20 protein-coding genes and 1 tRNA gene are annotated in these 17,228 nt (G+C 73.9%); 13 read left to right on the forward strand and 8 right to left on the reverse strand.

Annotated elements, in window-relative coordinates:
• Positions 1-252: 252 nt before the first annotated feature.
• Both IF23_RS0121390 and IF23_RS0121395 read left to right on the forward strand, forming a co-directional pair.
• Complete coding sequence (locus IF23_RS0121390) at positions 253-1,845, forward strand: alpha/beta hydrolase (RefSeq protein WP_030286048.1); 1,593 nt, start codon at positions 253-255, stop codon at positions 1,843-1,845.
• A 79-nt stretch (positions 1,846-1,924) separates the two neighbouring features.
• A tRNA-Thr gene (locus tag IF23_RS0121395) sits at positions 1,925-1,998 on the forward strand.
• Between the two features lie 76 nt (positions 1,999-2,074).
• Here the strand turns inward: IF23_RS0121395 and IF23_RS0121400 are convergent.
• The gene (locus IF23_RS0121400) at positions 2,075-3,040 is read right to left on the reverse strand and encodes an oxidoreductase (RefSeq protein ID WP_030286049.1); all 966 of its coding nucleotides are present in this window, start codon (positions 3,038-3,040) and stop codon (positions 2,075-2,077) included.
• Positions 3,041-3,096: 56 nt separating this feature from the next.
• Here IF23_RS0121400 and IF23_RS0121405 point away from each other — a divergent pair, with 56 nt between their 5' ends.
• Positions 3,097-3,543 (forward strand): MerR family transcriptional regulator, encoded by a 447-nt coding sequence (locus tag IF23_RS0121405; RefSeq protein WP_030286050.1) that lies wholly within the window; start codon positions 3,097-3,099, stop codon positions 3,541-3,543.
• Here IF23_RS0121405 and IF23_RS0121410 read toward each other — a convergent pair.
• From IF23_RS0121410 to IF23_RS34125, 7 genes are all read right to left on the reverse strand, one after another.
• Entirely contained in the window at positions 3,453-4,739 is a 1,287-nt protein-coding gene (locus IF23_RS0121410; RefSeq protein ID WP_051739779.1) for an MFS transporter, read from the reverse strand. The two genes, IF23_RS0121405 and IF23_RS0121410, sit on opposite strands and share 91 nt — an antisense overlap.
• Positions 4,739-5,530 (reverse strand): class I SAM-dependent DNA methyltransferase, encoded by a 792-nt coding sequence (locus IF23_RS0121415; RefSeq protein ID WP_051739780.1) that lies wholly within the window; start codon positions 5,528-5,530, stop codon positions 4,739-4,741. Before IF23_RS0121415 ends, IF23_RS0121410 begins: the two co-directional genes overlap by 1 nt.
• Positions 5,531-5,557: 27 nt before the next feature.
• Positions 5,558-6,859, reverse strand: coding sequence for a cytochrome P450 (locus IF23_RS0121420; RefSeq protein WP_078654150.1), 1,302 nt, complete (start codon positions 6,857-6,859; stop codon positions 5,558-5,560).
• A gap of 85 nt (positions 6,860-6,944) precedes the next feature.
• Positions 6,945-7,067 (reverse strand): hypothetical protein, encoded by a 123-nt coding sequence (locus tag IF23_RS35440; RefSeq protein WP_281179995.1) that lies wholly within the window; start codon positions 7,065-7,067, stop codon positions 6,945-6,947.
• 147 nt (positions 7,068-7,214) lie between these two features.
• On the reverse strand, positions 7,215-7,484 hold the full coding sequence (locus IF23_RS31495) for a response regulator transcription factor (protein WP_051739794.1): 270 nt from the start codon (positions 7,482-7,484) through the stop codon (positions 7,215-7,217).
• Between the two features lie 31 nt (positions 7,485-7,515).
• Positions 7,516-7,794, reverse strand: a complete 279-nt coding sequence (locus IF23_RS0121435) for a hypothetical protein (protein WP_030286057.1) — start codon at positions 7,792-7,794, stop codon at positions 7,516-7,518.
• Positions 7,795-7,800: 6 nt separating this feature from the next.
• On the reverse strand, positions 7,801-7,980 hold the full coding sequence (locus IF23_RS34125; RefSeq protein WP_030286059.1) for a hypothetical protein: 180 nt from the start codon (positions 7,978-7,980) through the stop codon (positions 7,801-7,803).
• A 440-nt stretch (positions 7,981-8,420) separates the two neighbouring features.
• Between IF23_RS34125 and IF23_RS0121445 the strand changes: the two genes are divergently transcribed.
• The 10 genes from IF23_RS0121445 (at position 8,421) to IF23_RS0121490 (ending at position 17,175) form a co-directional block, all read left to right on the forward strand.
• The gene (locus IF23_RS0121445) at positions 8,421-9,395 is read left to right on the forward strand and encodes a helix-turn-helix transcriptional regulator (RefSeq protein ID WP_211266184.1); all 975 of its coding nucleotides are present in this window, start codon (positions 8,421-8,423) and stop codon (positions 9,393-9,395) included.
• A 113-nt stretch (positions 9,396-9,508) separates the two neighbouring features.
• Positions 9,509-10,183, forward strand: coding sequence for a hypothetical protein (locus IF23_RS0121450; protein ID WP_037679035.1), 675 nt, complete (start codon positions 9,509-9,511; stop codon positions 10,181-10,183).
• 251 nt (positions 10,184-10,434) lie between these two features.
• On the forward strand, positions 10,435-11,118 hold the full coding sequence (locus IF23_RS0121455; protein WP_245655049.1) for a TetR/AcrR family transcriptional regulator: 684 nt from the start codon (positions 10,435-10,437) through the stop codon (positions 11,116-11,118).
• A gap of 117 nt (positions 11,119-11,235) precedes the next feature.
• Positions 11,236-11,619: an ArsR/SmtB family transcription factor gene (locus IF23_RS31500; RefSeq protein ID WP_037679038.1), complete on the forward strand. Its 384-nt coding sequence runs from the start codon at positions 11,236-11,238 to the stop codon at positions 11,617-11,619.
• On the forward strand, positions 11,616-11,849 hold the full coding sequence (locus tag IF23_RS0121465) for a hypothetical protein (RefSeq protein ID WP_030286067.1): 234 nt from the start codon (positions 11,616-11,618) through the stop codon (positions 11,847-11,849). Before IF23_RS31500 ends, IF23_RS0121465 begins: the two co-directional genes overlap by 4 nt.
• A 342-nt stretch (positions 11,850-12,191) precedes the next feature.
• Positions 12,192-13,163 carry a TauD/TfdA family dioxygenase gene (locus IF23_RS0121470; RefSeq protein ID WP_051739782.1) on the forward strand — a complete coding sequence of 324 codons (972 nt, stop codon included), beginning with the start codon at positions 12,192-12,194 and terminating at the stop codon, positions 13,161-13,163.
• Positions 13,164-13,232: 69 nt separating this feature from the next.
• Positions 13,233-14,780 (forward strand): amino acid adenylation domain-containing protein, encoded by a 1,548-nt coding sequence (locus tag IF23_RS0121475; protein WP_078654152.1) that lies wholly within the window; start codon positions 13,233-13,235, stop codon positions 14,778-14,780.
• 165 nt (positions 14,781-14,945) lie between these two features.
• Positions 14,946-15,164: an MbtH family protein gene (locus tag IF23_RS0121480; protein WP_030286074.1), complete on the forward strand. Its 219-nt coding sequence runs from the start codon at positions 14,946-14,948 to the stop codon at positions 15,162-15,164.
• A 40-nt stretch (positions 15,165-15,204) separates the two neighbouring features.
• The gene (locus IF23_RS0121485; protein WP_030286076.1) at positions 15,205-16,137 is read left to right on the forward strand and encodes a daunorubicin resistance protein DrrA family ABC transporter ATP-binding protein; all 933 of its coding nucleotides are present in this window, start codon (positions 15,205-15,207) and stop codon (positions 16,135-16,137) included.
• Positions 16,138-16,218: 81 nt separating this feature from the next.
• Entirely contained in the window at positions 16,219-17,175 is a 957-nt protein-coding gene (locus IF23_RS0121490; protein WP_030286078.1) for a helix-turn-helix domain-containing protein, read from the forward strand.
• Positions 17,176-17,228: the final 53 nt, after the last annotated feature.

A 17,228-nucleotide genomic window follows, 5' to 3' on the forward strand; every position in this document is an offset into this window, starting at 1 on the left:
GCCCCCAACAGACCCGCACCCCACCGCCCCGGGGCCGACCGCCACGTCCACCCCGCCCCACATACAGCACACACGGTCCTCGCCCAGCTACCCTCCGTTCATAAGATTTCGGGCACCGCGCCCCGACCCCGCACCGGCCACCGACCCGGCACCACCCCCGGCCGCCGACCCGGCGGGCGCGGCGCCGCACCCGCACCGCCAGCACTTCGTACGCCGTACGCCCACAGGGCCCACAGGGACAAGGGACCGCCCATGGCCACCAGCCGTCTGTTCCGTATCTCCGCCGCTTTCTTCGCGGCCACCGCGCTGCTGATCTCCGGCTGTTCCTCGGGACCGTCGTCCACACCCGCCGCGGCCGGTCCGGGACGGGGCGAGGACGCCAACGCCTCCGGATCGAGCGGCGCCCCGAAGTCCGTCCTCGCCCCGCTGCCCACCGCCGTCCCCGCCGACCTGCGGCGGTACTACGACCAGAAGCTCAGCTGGCACGCGTGCGGCGTCAGCGGCTTCGAGTGCGCCACGATGAAGGCGCCGCTGGACTACGCGCGGCCCGGCGAGGGCGACCTCAAGCTCGCCGTCGCCCGTAAGAAGGCCACCGGCCCCGGGAAGCGCATCGGCTCCCTGATGGTCAACCCGGGCGGCCCGGGCGGCTCGGCGATCGACTACCTCCAGCAGTACGCACCGGAGCCCGCCGCCGTCCGCGCCCGCTACGACATGGTGGCGATGGACCCGCGCGGGGTGGCCCGCAGCGCACCGGTGGAATGCCTCTCCGACAAGGAGATGGACCGCTTCACCGAGACCGACCAGACCCCCGACGACACCGCCGAGGTCACCGCGCTCACCAACGCCTACCGCACCTTCGCCAAGGGCTGCGAGGCCCGCTCGGGCAAGCTCCTGCCGCATGTCTCCACCGTCGAGGCGGCCCGCGACATGGACGTGCTCCGCGCCGTCCTCGGCGACCGGAAGCTGTACTACGTCGGCGCCTCCTACGGCACCTTCCTCGGCGCGACGTACGCCGGGCTCTACCCGTCCCGCGTCGGCCGGGTCGTGCTGGACGGCGCGATGGACCCCTCGCTCGGCCCCCGCCAGGTCAACATCGAGCAGACCGCCGGTTTCAACACCGCCTTCGACGCCTTCGCCAAGGACTGCGTCAAGCGCCGCGACTGCCCGCTCGGCACGGAGAGCGCCGAGGACGCGGGCAAGCGGCTCTCCGACCTCTTCAAGAAGATCGACGCGCATCCGCTGGAGACCGGCGAGGACCGCCGCCTCACCGAATCGCTCGCCACCACGGGCGTGATCGCCGCGATGTACGACGAGAAGGCGTGGCCGGTCCTGCGCGAGTACCTGGCCCAGGCCGAGAAGGGCGACGGCCGCGGCCTGCTGACCCTCTCCGACAGCTACTACGAGCGCGACCCCGACGGCCACTACGCCAACCAGATGTACGCCAACCCCGCCGTGAACTGCCTCGACCTGCCCCCGGCGTACACCTCGGCCGCCCAGGTCCGCGCCGACCTGCCGCGCTTCCGCAAGGCGTCCCCGGTCTTCGGCGACGAGTTCGCCTGGGCCTCCCTGAACTGCGCGTACTGGCCGGTCAAGCCCACCGGCGCCCCCGAACGCATCGAGGCCAAGGGCGCCGCCCCCATCGTCGTCGTCGGCACCACCCGCGACCCCGCCACCCCGTACGCCTGGGCCAAGGGCCTCGCCGGTCAACTCTCCAGCGCCACCCTGCTGACGTACGAGGGCGACGGCCACACCGCCTACGGCCGCGGCAGCACCTGCATCGACAAGGCCGTCAACACCTACCTCCTCGACGGCACCGTCCCCCCGAAGAACAAGCGCTGCACCTGACCCCGCCCCACCCCCTGACCAGCCCGTCAACCGAGTACGAAGCACCCCTCCGGCATGTGTAGACTGGGCCGCGCACCACGCCGCCTTAGCTCAGTCGGCCAGAGCGACGCACTCGTAATGCGTAGGTCAGGGGTTCGACTCCCCTAGGCGGCTCAGAGAGAAAACCCCAGGTCATGTAGGTCGTGACCTGGGGTTTCTTGGTGCTCGGGCCAGGACGGAGGCCCGCCCCCTACCCCTGACTCCCTCCGAAGGCGTTCACCCCCGTGAGTTCTGCTGACAGGGACCACAGGCGGGCGGCCTGGGTGGGGTCGAGGGCGTGGTGGTGGACGCCGGACCAGCCCTCGGTGCTGGTGGTGGGTGCTGCGAGGTCGCAGTCCTCGCAGTAGGCGCCGCCGTGGTCCGTGAGGAGGGGGGAGGTGGCGACCCAGACGGCGGTTGCCGCGCCCTGTTCGGGGGTTTTGAAGTCGGGGTGGATCAGGGTGCCGGCCTCGTCGATCCAGCCCTTGGTGATCATGTCGGGGCGGGAGAGGTGGCGTTGCAGCGGGGTGAGGACGGCGCCCGGGTGCAGGGAGTACGCGCGGATGCCGGCGTCGTGGCCAAGGGTGTTCAGGTGGGTGGCGAACAGGGCGTTGGCGGTCTTCGCCTGGCCGTAGGCTTGCCAGCGGTCGTAGCCCCGGGTGAAGTGCACGTCGTCCCAGCGGACGGGGGAGAGCTGGTGGCCGGCGGAGGAGACCACGACCACGCGGGCGCCGGGGGCGAGGGCGGGCCACAGGCGGTTGACGAGGGCGTGGTGGCCGAGGTGGTTGACGGCGAACTGGGCCTCCCAGCCGGGGCCGACGCGGGTCTCCGGGCAGGCCATGATGCCGGCGTTGGCGAGGACGAGGTCGAGGCGGCGGCCCGAGGCGAGGAAGCGGTCGGCGAAGCGGCGGATGCTGTCCTGGTCGGCGAGGTCCAGTGCATCGACCTCGGCGCCGGGGGCATCGGCGACGGCCGCTTCGGCGGCGGTGCGGCGGCGGGCGGGGACGAGGACGCGGGCGCCGGCGCGGGCGAGCGCGCGGGTGGCCGCCAGGCCCAGGCCCGAGGAGCCGCCGGTGACGAGCGCGAGTTTCCCGGTGAGGTCGATGCCGCGCAGGACCTCGTCGGCCGTGCTGCGGGCGCCGAACCCCGATCCGATGGTGTGCTGAGGTGTTCCCATGGCCGGCACGCTAGGAGCTCGACCGAGGTCGAGGTCAACGCCGTACGATCCCCGGCATGGCAGAGACCGCACAGGAGTTGACCATCGGGCAGGTCGCGGAGCGCACCGGGCTGAGCGTCCATGCGCTGCGGCTCTACGAGCGCGAGGGGCTGCTCGTCGATGCGGTGCGGCGCAATGCGAGCGGCCGCCGCGTCTACCGCGAGTGGGAGGTGGAGTGGCTGCTGAACTGCACGAAGTTCCGGGCGTCCGGGATGCCGCTGGCCACCATCCGGGAGTTCGCCGCGCTCGTCCGCGGCGGCCCGGGCAACGAGGCGGAGCGGCTGGCGATCCTCCGCCGACACCAGGAGCAGGTCACCGACCGGATCACCGAACTCACCGGCGCTCTGGATCTGATCACCCGCAAGGTCACGGCCTACGAGGAGCATGTGGCGGGTGGTGCCGCCCGGGATCCCTGGACCGGGAGTGTGCCCGTGGCCGAGGAGTCCGCAGCGGCCGGTTCCTGAGGGGCGTCGGTTGTTCTGCGGGTGAGGCGGCGGACGTCCGGGACGGCGAGGGCGGCCAGGGTGAGGAGGGTGATGAGGGTGGCGCTGGACCAGAGGGCGGTGGGGCGGCCGGTCAGGTTCTGGGCGGGGCCGGCGAGGGCGGTGGCGAGGGGGACCATGCCGACCGAGCCGAGCCAGTCGTAGGAGGAGACGCGGGAGAGCTTGTCGGTGGGGATCTCCTGGTGGAGGGCGGTCATCCAGGTGACCGCGAAGACCTCGACGCCGATGCCGCACCCGGCCATCGTGGCGGCGAGCGCGGGGAGCGGGAGTCCGGCGGCGAGTGCCGCCGGGGGCAGGGCGCAGAGCAGGGAGCCGCAGCCGCCGGTCAGCAGCATCCGGTGCGGCTTCCAGCGGGTCATCAGCAGGGCGCCGAGCAGGGTGCCGGTTCCGAACGTGGCGAGGGCGGTGCCCCAGGCGCCGGCGCCGCCCAGCCGGTCGCGGGCGACGAGCGGGCCGTAGACGGACTGGGTGGCCGCGAACGCCGCGTTGACCACGGCGAATTGGGTGACGACCACCCACAGCCAGCGCCGCCCGGCGACCTCGCGCCAGCCCTCGCGCAGATCGTGGGCGAGCCCGCCGCGCCGTTTGCGGGGCGGGAGCGCGCCGGTGTCCAGGGCGGAGCGGAGGGCGGCGGCGAGGGCGAAGGCGGCGGCGTCGCCTGCCAGCACCCAGCCCGGTCCGACGACGGCGCAGAGCGCGCCGCCGAGCGCGGCGCCGCCGATCCCGGCGCCGTTGACGCCGATCCGGAAGAACGCGAAGGCGCGGCCCGCCTGGTCGGACGGTACGCAGGAGAGCAGCATGCCCTCGGCGGCGGGGGCGAAGAACGCCTGCCCGGTGCCGCCGAGCGCGGCGAGCAGCGCCAGCTGCCACACCGGCGGCGACCCGGTGAGCACCAGCGTCGCGAAGACGGCCTGTGAGGCGCAGTTGAGGCAGTTGGCCGCGACCATGACGCGGTGGCGCGGCAGCCGGTCCGCCACCGCGCCGCCGACCAGCAGAAAGGCGATGAGCGGCACGGTGCGGGCCGCGGCGACGAGCCCCACGTCCGTGCCGTCGCCGCCACCGTGCAGCACGGCGAACGCCGCCGCGATCACCGCCCCGGAGTTCCCCAGGGAGGTGATCACGGCGGCGGCCGTGAGCAGGCGGTAGGTGCGGCCCATCAGCCGCGGGGCCGTGCGTACTGGGCGACGTAGGAGACGGTGGCGGCGGTGAACGGTTCGTCCGCCCAGCCGCCGTGGCGGGAGATCCTGCGCAGTCCGCCCAGTTCCGCCATGAGGTCCAGTTCGGTGGGCCAGGTGTAGCGGTAGTGGACCGGCTGGATCCGTACGCCGTCCTTCTCGGAGAGGATGATCGACTCCAGGGAGATCACCTGCTCGACCGGGTCGTGGCGGGCGGTCTCCAGCCAGACGCCGTCACCGCGGCGCCCGAGGTGGGCGGTGCGGCGCCCGGCGCGGGAGAAGGTGTCGAGCCGGGGGACGGGCGCCTCGACGACGAGGCGGCCGTGGTCGGCGAGGACGGTGGCGGCGGCGGCCAGACAGGCGCGTTGGGCGGCGCCGTCCGCCAGCGAGCCGAGGGTGTTGAAGACGCAGTACACCAGGTCGTACGCGGCGGTGCCGTCCGGGGCGACGAGGTCGGCGGCGACGGTCATGTCGCCGACGGCGTGGGTGAGGCGGTCCCCGACGTGCTGTGCCTTGTCCGCGAGGATCTCCAGCATGGCGGGTTCGAGGTCGACGCCGTGGACGCGGATGCCGCGCTCGGCGAGCGGGACGGCCACCCGGCCGGTGCCGACGCCGAGTTCGAGCACGGTGGGCTCGGCGGCGCCGGTGGCGCGGGCGAGGGTCGCCAGGGCGTCGGCGGCCTCGTGCGCCGGGGCGTCGCCCATGGTCTCGGCGATCATCGTGTCGTAGGTGGCGGCCCAACGCGTGCCGTAGGTCTCTTCGTTGTCGATCACCGGTAGCTCCTCTCGGGGCCCTCGGGCTCAGGCGGAGCGGCGGGGACGGCAGCTCAGGCGCAGGCCGCGCGGGGTCAGCATGGTGCCGAAGTGCGGGTGCACGGCGGCCGCGGGGCCGGGCGCCACGTGGTGGTGGGCGGCCAGATGGGCGGTGCACAGGATGAGCAGGGCGTTGCCGAGGGCGCTGCCGATGCAGACCCGGGTGCCGCCGCTGTAGGGGAGGTACGCGTGCCGGTGCCGGGCGCCGCCGTTGGTGTCGGCGAGCCACCGGTCCGGGTCGAGCCGGTCGGCCCCGTCCCACCAGCGGGGGTCGCGGTGGACGAGGTACGGGCTGAACAGCACGGTCTCGCCGGGCGTCAGCCGTCGGCCGCCCAGTTCGGTGGCGTGCAGGACGCGGCGGCCCATCAGCCAGGTCGGCGGGTACAGCCGCAGTACCTCCTTGACCACCGCCTCGGCCAGCGGCAGGTCCCCCGCGCCGTACGCCGTGGGGAGGTCGGACGCCGCCCGTGCCTCGGCGGCGACGCGTTCGGCGAGTCGCGGGTCGGTGGCGAGGGTGTGGGCGATCCAGGTGAGCGAGACCGCCGGGACGCCGTAGCCCGCCAGGAGCGTGCCCTTCAGGAAGCCGCCCGCCGTCTTCATGCCGAGGTCGGCGGTCATGAGCGTCGAGGCCAGATCGGGCCCCGGTTCGGTGACGCGCTCCAGCCGGTCGCGCAGCAGGGCGTTGAGGGTGCGGTCCGCCTCCCGGGCGCGGTGCAGGGCGCGGTCCGGGAGCCAGCGCGGGCGCTGCCAGGAGCGGTTCATCAGCACCATGAACGCCTGGAACCGCCGCTCGACGGCGTCGACGACGCGGGGGCTCTCCTCGCCGAGGCAGATGCGGGTGAGGACGGCGCTGGTGTAGTCGGTGAAGACCCGTAGGGGGTCGAAGGGGCGCCCGCCGGTCCGGTGGACGGTGGCGGCGAACGCCTCGGTGATCTCGGCGCCGTAGGGCAGACAGGACTGCGGACGGAGCGCTTTCCAGGCCGGTCGGCGGGCCTGCATCCAGGGGCCGGTCTGGGCGTTGGAGAGCGGCGCGTCGGAAATGATCGCCTCTTCCGAGACGAAATCGGTATTCGTGCGGACGTGACAGTCGTGAATGGCATCCGGGTCCCGGACGACCACTGATCCCGCGTCGAAGCGGAAGAAGTCGCCGTACCGCTCGTGGTTCTTCTCCAGGAAGCGGATGCGGTTCTTCTCGTAGTCGGGCACATTGCCCACCAGCGGTCGGCCGCGGGGGCCGGGGATTTCCGTCACGGCCGGTGTCGGGTGTGCCTCGGCCATCGTCACTGTCATCACCCTCTGCTGTGGGGCGGTGCCCGGGGGGCCGGAACAGCCCTGCGGAAGCTGCTGTCCCGGGCCCACCCGTGAACCGGCTGGATCAGGCGTCGAAGTGGATGTACCGGCCGCCCATGCGGGACTGCGGGGCAGCCGCGGTGTCGAAGTGGATGTAGCGGCCGCCGAGCTTGGACTTGGCACCGAGAGCGCGCAGAACCTTCGCCATTTTCATCCCTCTTTCCGGTTGCCGGGAATGCCCTGGTGGAATTCCCGAAATCTGGGGTGTGGCCGAGGGGTTGGCCCTTTTTCTTTCTTTCGGGCCGTTCCCTCGTTCACGGGGACAACTCTGCCGGGCGGGAGAGGGCGGGAAAAGTCACGGGTTCTCGGTACCGGTGTCCGTGGACCGGCTGACCGGGACACGGCCTTCGGCGCCGAGGGCGAGCAGAATGAGCTGCATACGGTTGTGCACACCGGTCTTGGCGCGGATGCGCCGTACGTAGGTGTCGACGGTGTGGGTGCTCAGGCCCAGGGACCGGGCGATGGCCCCGTAGGTGTGGCCTTCGGCGAGGCGGCAGAGCACCTCGTGTTCACGGTCGGAGAGGGCGGAGAGGGCGGAAGGGCCTCTCTGTCTGCTGTCGATCACCACAACGTCCCGCCTTTCCGGGGTTTGCTGACTATTCCTGACCGGTGGAGAGGGTCCAGCCCCGGAGCAGTGGGGCGGATGCCAAGGCCCGGCGGACGACGCCCTCGGCGGCAGGGGGATCCGGGTCCTGCTGCGGTGTCCGGCGGGTGTAGATGCCGATGTCGATGTGGCGGGGCGCGGAGCGGGCGCTGATGTGCTCGATCCGGTCGCCCGGTGCGGCGGCGGCCCACAGCACGTCGACGATCACGGGTGCGGAGAGGCGGGAGTGGGGGTGACCGGGGGAGGTCAGCGTGAAAAGGGTCAGACGCATACGGCGTTAGCCCCAGATGAGGCTGTCGTCCGTGGAGTGCGCGGTGGTCACCACACGGGAGTGCGCGGGGGCGGCGCCGAGGGGGGCGGCGGACGCGGCGGCGGACGCGGCGGCGGACGCGGTGGCGAAGGCGATCCCGACGAGGGTGAGGGCGGCGGCGGTGCGTATGCGGGCGTGGACAGACATGGGAGCCCCCTGGGGGTGAGTGGGTGGGTTCTCCGGATCCGGCTGCGGTGTTCCGCGTCGGCCCGGTGCATTCATGGTGTGCCCGTGGCCGGTGGGGAGGAAGGGAGAACGGCCCGGCGAAACCGGCCAGGACGGTTCGGGCCACCGCGCCCCCGGCGTACGCGGGGGCGGACGAGGGCCCGGATCCGGTCGGCGGCGAACCGGCGGACGACGCTCCGGTCGGCCCGGCGCCCGCCCCCCGCGGACGCCGTCCACTTGGGATTCCGCGCCCCTCGCCCGCCGAAGTCCGGGCCCGTCCGCCCGCCGGAAGCCGCCCGGCGATGACCAAAAAGGCTCCGTCCGTACGCGGTATCTCACGTGCATAATGCACAAAACGCCGGGGGGGTCCGGCGAGAGGGAACCGGTCGCCGAGAACGAAGGGGATCTCCATGCTTGCCGCGATGGGCTTGAAGACGCTGCACGAGACGGTCTACGAGGCCATGCTCCGGCACCCGTCGTGGGGCGTGGACGAACTCGTCGCCCAACTGGACCTGACCGAGTCCGAGGTGCGCGCGGCCCTCGACGACCTCTTCGAACTCCGCCTGGTACGCCGGTCGTTCGAGCACACCGACCGGCTCCTCGCGGTCGCCCCCGAGATGGGGCTGCGGACGCTGCTGGAGCGCCAGCACGACGAACTCCTGCGCCAGCAACGGCAGATGGCCGAACGGCAGGCGTCGATCTCCCGCATGATCACCCATATCGCGGCGCGGCCGGTGACCGCCGCGCAGGGCGACGGCAGTGAGCAGATCCTCGGCATGGACGCGATCCAGCGGCGCCTGGAGCGGCTGGCGGAGGAGGCCACCGAGGAGATCTGCACCTTCATGTCGGGCGGCGCCCAGGCCGCCGACTCGCTGGAGGCGGCTCGGCGGAACGACGCCCGTCTGCTGGCGCGCGGGGTGACGACCCGGACCATCGGGCTGGACTCCATCCGGGACCACGGGCCGACCCTGGAGCACGCCCGCTGGCTCACCAGCCTGGGCGGCGAGTTCCGCACCGCGCCCTCGCTGCCGCCCCGCATGATCCTGGCCGACCGGCGCGCGGCCCTGGTGCCGCTGGACCCCGACAACACCCGTAAGGGCGTGCTCTGGCTGACCGGCCCCGGGGTCATCGCGTCCCTGACCGCCCTCTTCGACCAGGCATGGAACCAGTCGACCCCGCTCGGCGCCGACGATCCGGCGCCGCGGCCGGGGCTGAGCGAGGCCGAGCGCGCGCTGCTGCATCTCATCGGCCAGGGCCACACGGACGAGGCCGCGGCGGGGAAGCTGCACATCTCGCCGCGTACCGCCCGCCGGATGATGGCCGCGATCATGGAGCGCCTGGAGGCCCGCAGCCGTTTCGAGGCGGGGCTGAAGGCGGCCCAGCAAGGGTGGCTGTGAGCGGGGCGTATCCGGGAGGGGCCGCGCTGTCTGCGGGCTCCGGGCGTACGGCGGGGTGACACGGGCCGGTACGCCTGCGGGCGTGCCTCGGGGGGCGCGGGGAGACTGGGGGCATGGACGCGGTACGGGTTCCGGAGACGGCGGGCGGCGGGCGGTGTGACCCGGGGCGGGTCTGGTACGCCGCCTACGGGTCGAACACGCAGGGCGAGCGGCTCGCCTGTTATCTGCGGGGCGGCCGTCCCGCCGGGGCGAGGCGGACGTACCCGGGCTGCCGCGACCGGCGCCCGCCCGCGGAGTCGGCAGCCGTGGAGCTGCCCGGGGAGATGTACCTCGCGACCCGGTCGTCGGTGTGGGGCGGCGGCTGTGCCTACTACGACGCGGAGGCCGCGGGGCGGGTCCTGGCGCGGGCCCATCTGCTGACCGCCGGACAGTTCGCCGACCTCGCGGCACAGGAGATGCACCGGCCGCCCGGCACCGACCTCGACCTGACCGAGGTGCTCACCCACGGCCGGTCGGCGCTGGGCCCCGGCCGGTACGAGACGCTGCTCTGCGCGGGCTGGCTGGACGGCGCGCCGGTGCTCACCCTGACGGCGCCCTGGCGGATGCGGGACGTGACGTGGACGGTGCCGACCGCCGCCTATGTGCGCTGTGTGGGCACCGGTCTGGTGGCCGCCGGGGCGTGGGACGCGGCGACGGTGGTCGCGTACGTCGCCGCGCGCCCCGGGGCCGCCGGGCACTGGAGCCCGCGGGCCGTACGGGAGGCGATGGCCGCTCCGGCGGCCCGGTAGGCACCGGCGGCGTCACCCCGTCGCGCGGCCGATCCCGGCGCAGCCCTCGCGCAGGTGTCGGCGCCGAAGGCGGTGAGCGGGGAGACCGCGCCGGGGTGCGTCCGGCGTCGGTGGCGGGCCGGGCATCGGCCGGGGCGCCGCGGTGAGCGGCCGCCGGGTGGCCGGGCGCCGTGTGACCGCTGGTCATGTGACTGCTGGTCGCCCGGTAGGGTCGGATCCGTCCGGCGTCGGCACGGGAAGGTGTGGCGCCGGTGTCGTCCGGAACGGAAGAGCCCGAGGAGGTCGGTGTGCCGACGGGGACGTGGGAGCGGCTGCCGGACGGGCGGCGCGCGGCGGTGCTGGCGGCGGCCGAGGCGGAGTTCACCGCGCGGGGCTTCAGCGGCGGCAGCCTCAACACCATCTGCCGCGAGGCCGGGGTGTCGAAGGGCAGCCTCTTCCAGTACTTCACCGACAAGGCGGACCTCTACGTCCACCTCGCCGAGCTGGCGAGCGCCCGGGTCCGTACCGCGACGGAGGCCGAGATCGCGGCGCTGGAGTGCGACGGCGACCGCCTCGGCGCACTGGAGCGGGTGGTGGAGTTCTGGGTCCGCTACTTCTACGACCACCCCCGGGAGCGCGCCCTGACCGCCGCAGCCGCCCTCGAACCGGACCCGACCGCCCGCGCCGCCGTCCGCGCGGTCACCGACCGCCACTACCTCGCCGCGCTGCGCCCGCTCCTGGAGACCGGGGGCGCCGCGGGGCGGCTCGCGCCCGGCGCCGACACCGAGGCGCTGCTCTCCCTGCTCCTCCTGCTCCTGCCGCACCTGGCGCTCGCCCCGCACGTCGCGGGCCTCGACCCGGTCCTCGGGATGGAGGGCGCCGACGCCGATCGGGCCGTCGCTGCCGCCCGGCGCCTCCTCGCGGCGCTGCTGGGGCCGTACCGGGCCGGGGGCTGAGCCGGTGCCGACCGAGTGCGGCGCCGGGGCCCGCGGGCCCGCGCCGGATCGTTTGACAGGTGTGTACGGGGTGGGAAATTCTCGTTCCACTATCAACCGGGATGTCAGAGGTGGGCCGTGACCAGCGAGGAGCTTCTGGCTGTGCTCGCCGCGGTGGGTCACACACAGCGGCTCCGGATCATCGCGGAGCTGTCCGGCGGGCGGCTGTACGTCAGCGAACTGGCCCGCCGTCTGGGCATGTCCCGGCCGCTGCTCTACATGCACCTGGAGCGCCTGGAGAAGGCCGGTCTGGTGGCCGGGAATCTGGAGCTGTCCGACGACGGCAAGGCGCTGAAGTACTTCGAACTGGCACCGTTCGACCTCCACGTGAATATCGATACGATCCTCGCGGCCGTGCGGGCCGACGAGGCGGCGGACGACGCGGCCCCGTCGGAGCGGGCGGGTGGGGAGGCCCCGGCTGACCGACGGGGATCTGAAGACGTGAAGGGGAAACGCACATGACCGGGGCCGTCATCGCCATCGCCGTCGTACTGATCGTCGTCGGCGGGATCACCGCGAGCGTGGTCGCGTACTTCCGGTTGCAGCGCCATCGCGCGGACGCCGTGGCGATGGCCTCGTACCGCAAACTCGCCGAGGAGGCCGTCGCCCAGCAGGAGTCGCTGCGTGGGCAGTTGGCGGAGCTGGACGCGCGGGTCAAGGGCGTGGAGAGCCTGCTGCGCAGCGTCGACTGAGCCGCTCTCCGGCGTCCGTACGCCGTCGGTACCGTTGCCCCGCGCACGGTGACCGGCGGCGTTTCTTGTGGCCGGGCGCTCGGCGGCCGGGCCCCGGAACCCGCTCTGACCAGCGCTTTTAGCTCCGCACTTAAGGGCATTCCCGGGCCGGGGCCGCGTTCCTAGACTCGTGATCGTTCCTGCTGAGCACGGCGCCGGGCCGGTTGACGCGCGGTCAGAAGCCGAACATGTCCCACGGAGTCGCGGGGTTCTCCGGTGGCATCCCTTCGCCGGGCAGACCGCAGCGGCCTCGGGCGAGGCGCGGCCGGTGTCTGCGACCACGAGAAGAAGGGATGGTCGGGAATGTTCGGTCCTGGCGTCTCCATCAACGACGAGATCTTTCCGCCCCTGCTCCGGTGCGAGGCGCCGGACCTCGACACCGTGGAGTGGGCGGGGCGGCACCGCCCGGCTCTCGACACGCTGCTGCTCACCCACGGCGCGGTGGTGCTGCGTGGCTTCGGCGTCACCGGCCACGACGCGTTCGAGGCGCTGGCCGCGTCGCTGGTGACCGCCCTCTACGGCGACTACGGCGATCTGCCGCACGAGAAGGACGCCGACCGGGTCTACCGCTCGACGCCGTACCCCGCCCGTCAGTCGATCCTGTTCCACCACGAGAGCGCGCACCTGCCGCAGTGGCCCAGCCGGCAGTTCTTCTGCTGTCTGCAGCCCGCGGCGGGCGGCGGCGCCACCCCGATCGTCGACGGCCGGAAGGTGTGGCAGGCGCTCACCGAGGAGGAGCGGACCCGCTTCGAGAAGCGGGGCATCCGCTACGTCCGCAACTTCATCCCGGGGCTGGACGTCGGCTGGGAGCAGATGTTCGGCACCGACGACCGGCGCACGGTCGAGGAGCGCTGCCGGGCGCAGGGCGTCAGCTGCGAGTGGCTGCCCGACGGGGTGCTGCGCACCGTGCAGGACGCGCCCGCCGTCGTCCGCCACCCGGTCACCGGCGAGCAGGTCTTCTTCAACCAGCTGTTCCTCCACCACCCGGCCTGTCTGGAGAGCGCCGACCGGGAGGTGATGCGCTCACTGTTCGGGGACGACGAGACCGCCTATCCGCGCAGCGCGTCCTTCGGGGACGGCTCGCCGATCGGCGACGCCACCGTCGACCGGCTGCGGTCGCTCTACGACTCCCTGGCCCAGCGGTTCGTCTGGGAGCGCGGCGATGTGGCGATCATCGACAACATGCTGGTCTCGCACGGACGGGACCCCTTCGAGGGCGACCGCAAGATCATCGTGGCCATGGGCGACATGGTCAGCCGTGCCGCACTGACCTGACCGGCCAGCGCCCCGACCCCTCCGCCGGGCGCCCGTGCCCGGGACGAACAGCCGACAACAGGAGCAGTGATGGTCTCGTCAGCGGCACACCCCGGCATGCTCTCCGGTGAGGTGCGCGACATCGGAACGGACTCGGTGGTGCGGATCGTCCGGGCCCACGCCCGGCTGCGGCCCGACACCGTCGCGGTCCGCTCCGCCGGTACGTCCTGGACCTACCGGCAGCTGTGGCACCGCGCCCTCGTGGTGGCCGACGCGCTGCACGAGGCGGGGGTGCGGCCCGGCGACCGGGTCGCACTGTGGGCGGACCGCACGCCCGGCGTGATCGCGGGCGCCCTCGCCGTGATGGCGCTGCGCGCCGCCTACGTCCCCCTCGACCCGACGCACCCCGCGGAGCGCGTCGCCACGGTGCTCGCCGGGGCCCGGCCCGCGGCGCTGCTCCACGACGGTCCGGCGGCGGCGCCGCCCGCCGCCGGGGTGCCCGTCATCGACGTGGCGGCGCTCGCGGACCTCGCGGCACCGCCGGAGCGGCAGCTGCCCCGGGGCGCGGACATCGCCTATGTCGTCTTCACGTCCGGGTCGACCGGCACCCCCAAGGGCGTCCTGGTGCCGCACGCCTCGCTCGCCAACTACGTCGCCTGGTGCGGCTCGTTGACCGGATCGGACGGCGGCGGCAGCCCGCTCTTCGCCAGCCTCGGCTACGACCTGGCGATGACCTCGCTGTGGGTGCCGCTCGCCCTGGGCAACCGGGTGGTGACGGTCGCCGGACTCCACGACCAGGCGACGCTGTTCGGCGGCGAGCGGTACACCTTCGTCAAGCTGACGCCGTCGCACGCCCGGTTCTTCGAGGCGCTCGCCGAGCCGCCGCGGTACGACCGGGCGACCCGGCTGCTGATGTTCGGCGGCGAGGGCCTCGACCCGGCGCTCATCACCGCGCTCGGCGCCCGGCTCGACGGCGTACGGCTGATCAACCACTACGGGCCGACCGAGACGACCATCGGCTGCTGCGCCCAGGTCTTCGACAACCGCACCGTGCCCACCACACCGACCGTGCCGATCGGCGTGCCCGCCTGGAACACCCGCGCCTACGTGGTCGACGACGGGCTGCGACCGCTGCCGCCCGGCCGCCCCGGGGAACTGGTGATCGCCGGACGGGCGGTCGCCGCCGGGTATCTGGGCGGCGCGGGTGAGCGGTTCCTCGACGAGCGGGAGCTGGGCGGCGGGCCCGGTCCGGCGTACCGCACCGGCGATCTGGCCGAGGTGCTGCCCGGGGGGCGGCTGCTGCACCTCGGGCGCCGGGACGACCAGTGGAAGGTCAACGGCTACCGCGTCGAACTGGGCGAGCTCCGCCACCACGTGCTGTCCGTGCCCGGCGTCGCCGACGCCGCGTTCGACGTGGTGCGCGGGCCGGTCGACAGCCTGGAGCTGTTCGTCCGCGCCACCGATCCGGCGGCCGACGGCGAGGCGCTGGAGCGGGCCCTGCGGACGGCGCTCGCCGGGGTGCTGCCCTCCGGGCTCGTCCCGCAGGAGGTGCGGGTGGTGGCGGAGATCGTCTTCAACGCGAACGGCAAGTGCGATGTCGCGGCCACCCGGCGGAAGCTGGCCCGGCTCGCCCGCTGACGGCCCGGAGATTTACGTACCCGCCCGCACGGTGCCCGGCGCCGTGCGGGTGGCGCCGCATCAGGGCGCGGTCAGTGCCGTGTCAGCGGGGTCCGCAAGCATGACGGTGCGCCGGGCGGCCGGTGCGTACGGCAGACGACTCGGATACGGGAGTGAGTGGGCGACGTGTCGAATCCCTTTGATGACCAGGACGGAACGTTCCTCGTACTCGTGAACGACGAGGGCCAGCACTCGCTGTGGCCGGCCTTCGCCCAGCGGCCCGACGGCTGGCGGGTGGCGCTCGACGCGGGCCCGCGGGAGGCGGCGCTCGCCTACGTCGAGCAGCACTGGACCGACATGCGCCCGCTGAGCCTGCGCGAGTCCGCCTCGCCGCAGGCGTCCTGACCGGCCGTACGGCACCGGGCCGGAGGGCTGACGCGTGGGCATGGCGATTCAGGCGGAGGGACTGCGCAAGGAGTACCGGGGCACGCGCGCGCTGCGCGGCGTCGACCTCGCGGTGCCGTCCGGTACGGTGCTCGGCCTGCTCGGGCCGAACGGCGCGGGCAAGACGACCACCGTACGGATGCTGGCGACACTGCTCGCCCCGGACGGCGGACGGGCGGAGGTCGCCGGGTACGACGTGGTGCGGCAGCCGCACGAGGTACGGCGGCGCATCGGCCTCGCCGGACAGTACGCGGCGGTCGACGAACTCCTCACCGGACGCGAGAACCTCACGCTCATCGGCACCCTGCTGCACCTGGGCCGGGCCGCCGCACGGGAGCGGGCGGCGCAGCTCCTCGACCGGTTCGAGCTGACCGGCGCGGGCGACCGCCCGGCCCGGACCTACTCGGGCGGGATGCGCCGCCGCCTGGACCTGGCCGCCTGCCTCGTCGCCCGGCCCGCCGTCCTCTTCCTCGACGAACCCACCACCGGCCTCGACCCGGTGAGCCGGATGTCCCTGTGGACGGCGGTACGGGACCTGGTCGCCGACGGGGTCACCGTCCTGCTGACCACGCAGTACCTGGAGGAGGCCGACCAACTCGCCGACCGGATCGCGGTCGTCGAATCGGGACGGGTGATCGCCGACGGCACGCCCGACGAACTGAAGCGCAAGACCGGCGAGGAGCGGCTGGAGATCGCCGTGACCCACCCGGCCGACCTGCCCGCCGCGGTCTCCGCGCTGCGCCGGGTCACCGCGGCCGAGCCGCTGGCCGACGACGCCACCCGCACCCTCTCGCTCACCGTCGACGGCGGTACGGACACCATCGCCGCGGTGGCCGCCGCGCTGCACGCCGCGGACATCGCCGTCACCGACTTCGCGCTGCGGCGGCCGACGCTCGACGAGGTCTTCGTCTCCCTCACCGGCCGCTCCGCCTGAGCGTCGCGCGCCCGGCGTGGACCGTTCACCGCGTCATCTTCTTCATCTCCCGCGGCTGCCCGCGGGACTACGGGGGCCACCATGCAGAGAATCCACTTCGACGCCGCCGACCTCGCGAGAACCCGCCTGCGGACCACCGCGGGCCCGCTGGTGGAGACGGCCTTCGCGGTCGGGCTCCTGGGTCGCGGGGTCGGCGCGCCCTACGCCCGCTGGCGCAGTCAGGTCGGCAAGCGGCTGCCCCGGCGGCCGTACCCGCTCCACGGCGGTACCGCGCCGGGGCCGGACGCGTTCCTCGCCTGCGCCGAGCGGCACGCCGGGGACGAGACGGGCGCGGCGCCGGTGCGCGGGCCCGGCGCCCGGCAGGTCTCCGACGAGCTGACCGCGGTGTGGCGGGCGGCGGTCGCGCCCTACTGGGACCGGCTGCGGGCCTATCTGGAGGCGGAGTGCGAGGCGCGCGGCCGGATCATGATGGCCGGGGGCGCCGAACAGCTGCTGGCGACGCTGCACCCCCGCACGGTGTGGCGGGCGCCGGTCCTGGAGATCCCCGGCGGGCCCGACGAGGACATCCGGCTGGGCGGGCGGGGGCTGGTGCTCGTCCCGTCGGTCTTCCTCCACCGGGCGGCGCGGTTGATGACGCCCCCGGCGGGCGGCCCGCCGGTGCTGGCGTTCGCGGCGCCGCCCGACGCGGCGCGCGCCGCCGCGCTGTGGGAGGAGTCCGACCCGCCGTCGCAGTCGCTCGGCGCGCTGGTGGGGCAGACCCGCGCCGCCGCGCTGCGGGCGCTGCGGGCCACCTGCACGACCGGCCAACTCGCCGACCAGCTGGGCATCTCGGCGGCCGGTGCGAGCCAGCACACCGCGGTGCTGCGGGAGACGGGGCTGATCACCACCCGCCGGATCCGCAACACCGTGCTGCACACCGTCACCCCGCTGGGCGTCGCGCTGCTGGACGGCCGCGTCGCCCGCCCGCAGCGGCCCCCGGTCGCGGTACGGCCGCGCGGCGCCGCCGCCCTGATGTCCCCGGCACGCTGGGCTTCCTGACCGCCTTCCGAACGCACCGTGCACCGTCACGGCGAGGGCCCCGGTACCGCGTA

Source organism: Streptomyces catenulae (assembly GCF_000718015.1).
Classification (GTDB): Bacteria; Actinomycetota; Actinomycetes; order Streptomycetales; family Streptomycetaceae; genus Streptomyces; species Streptomyces catenulae.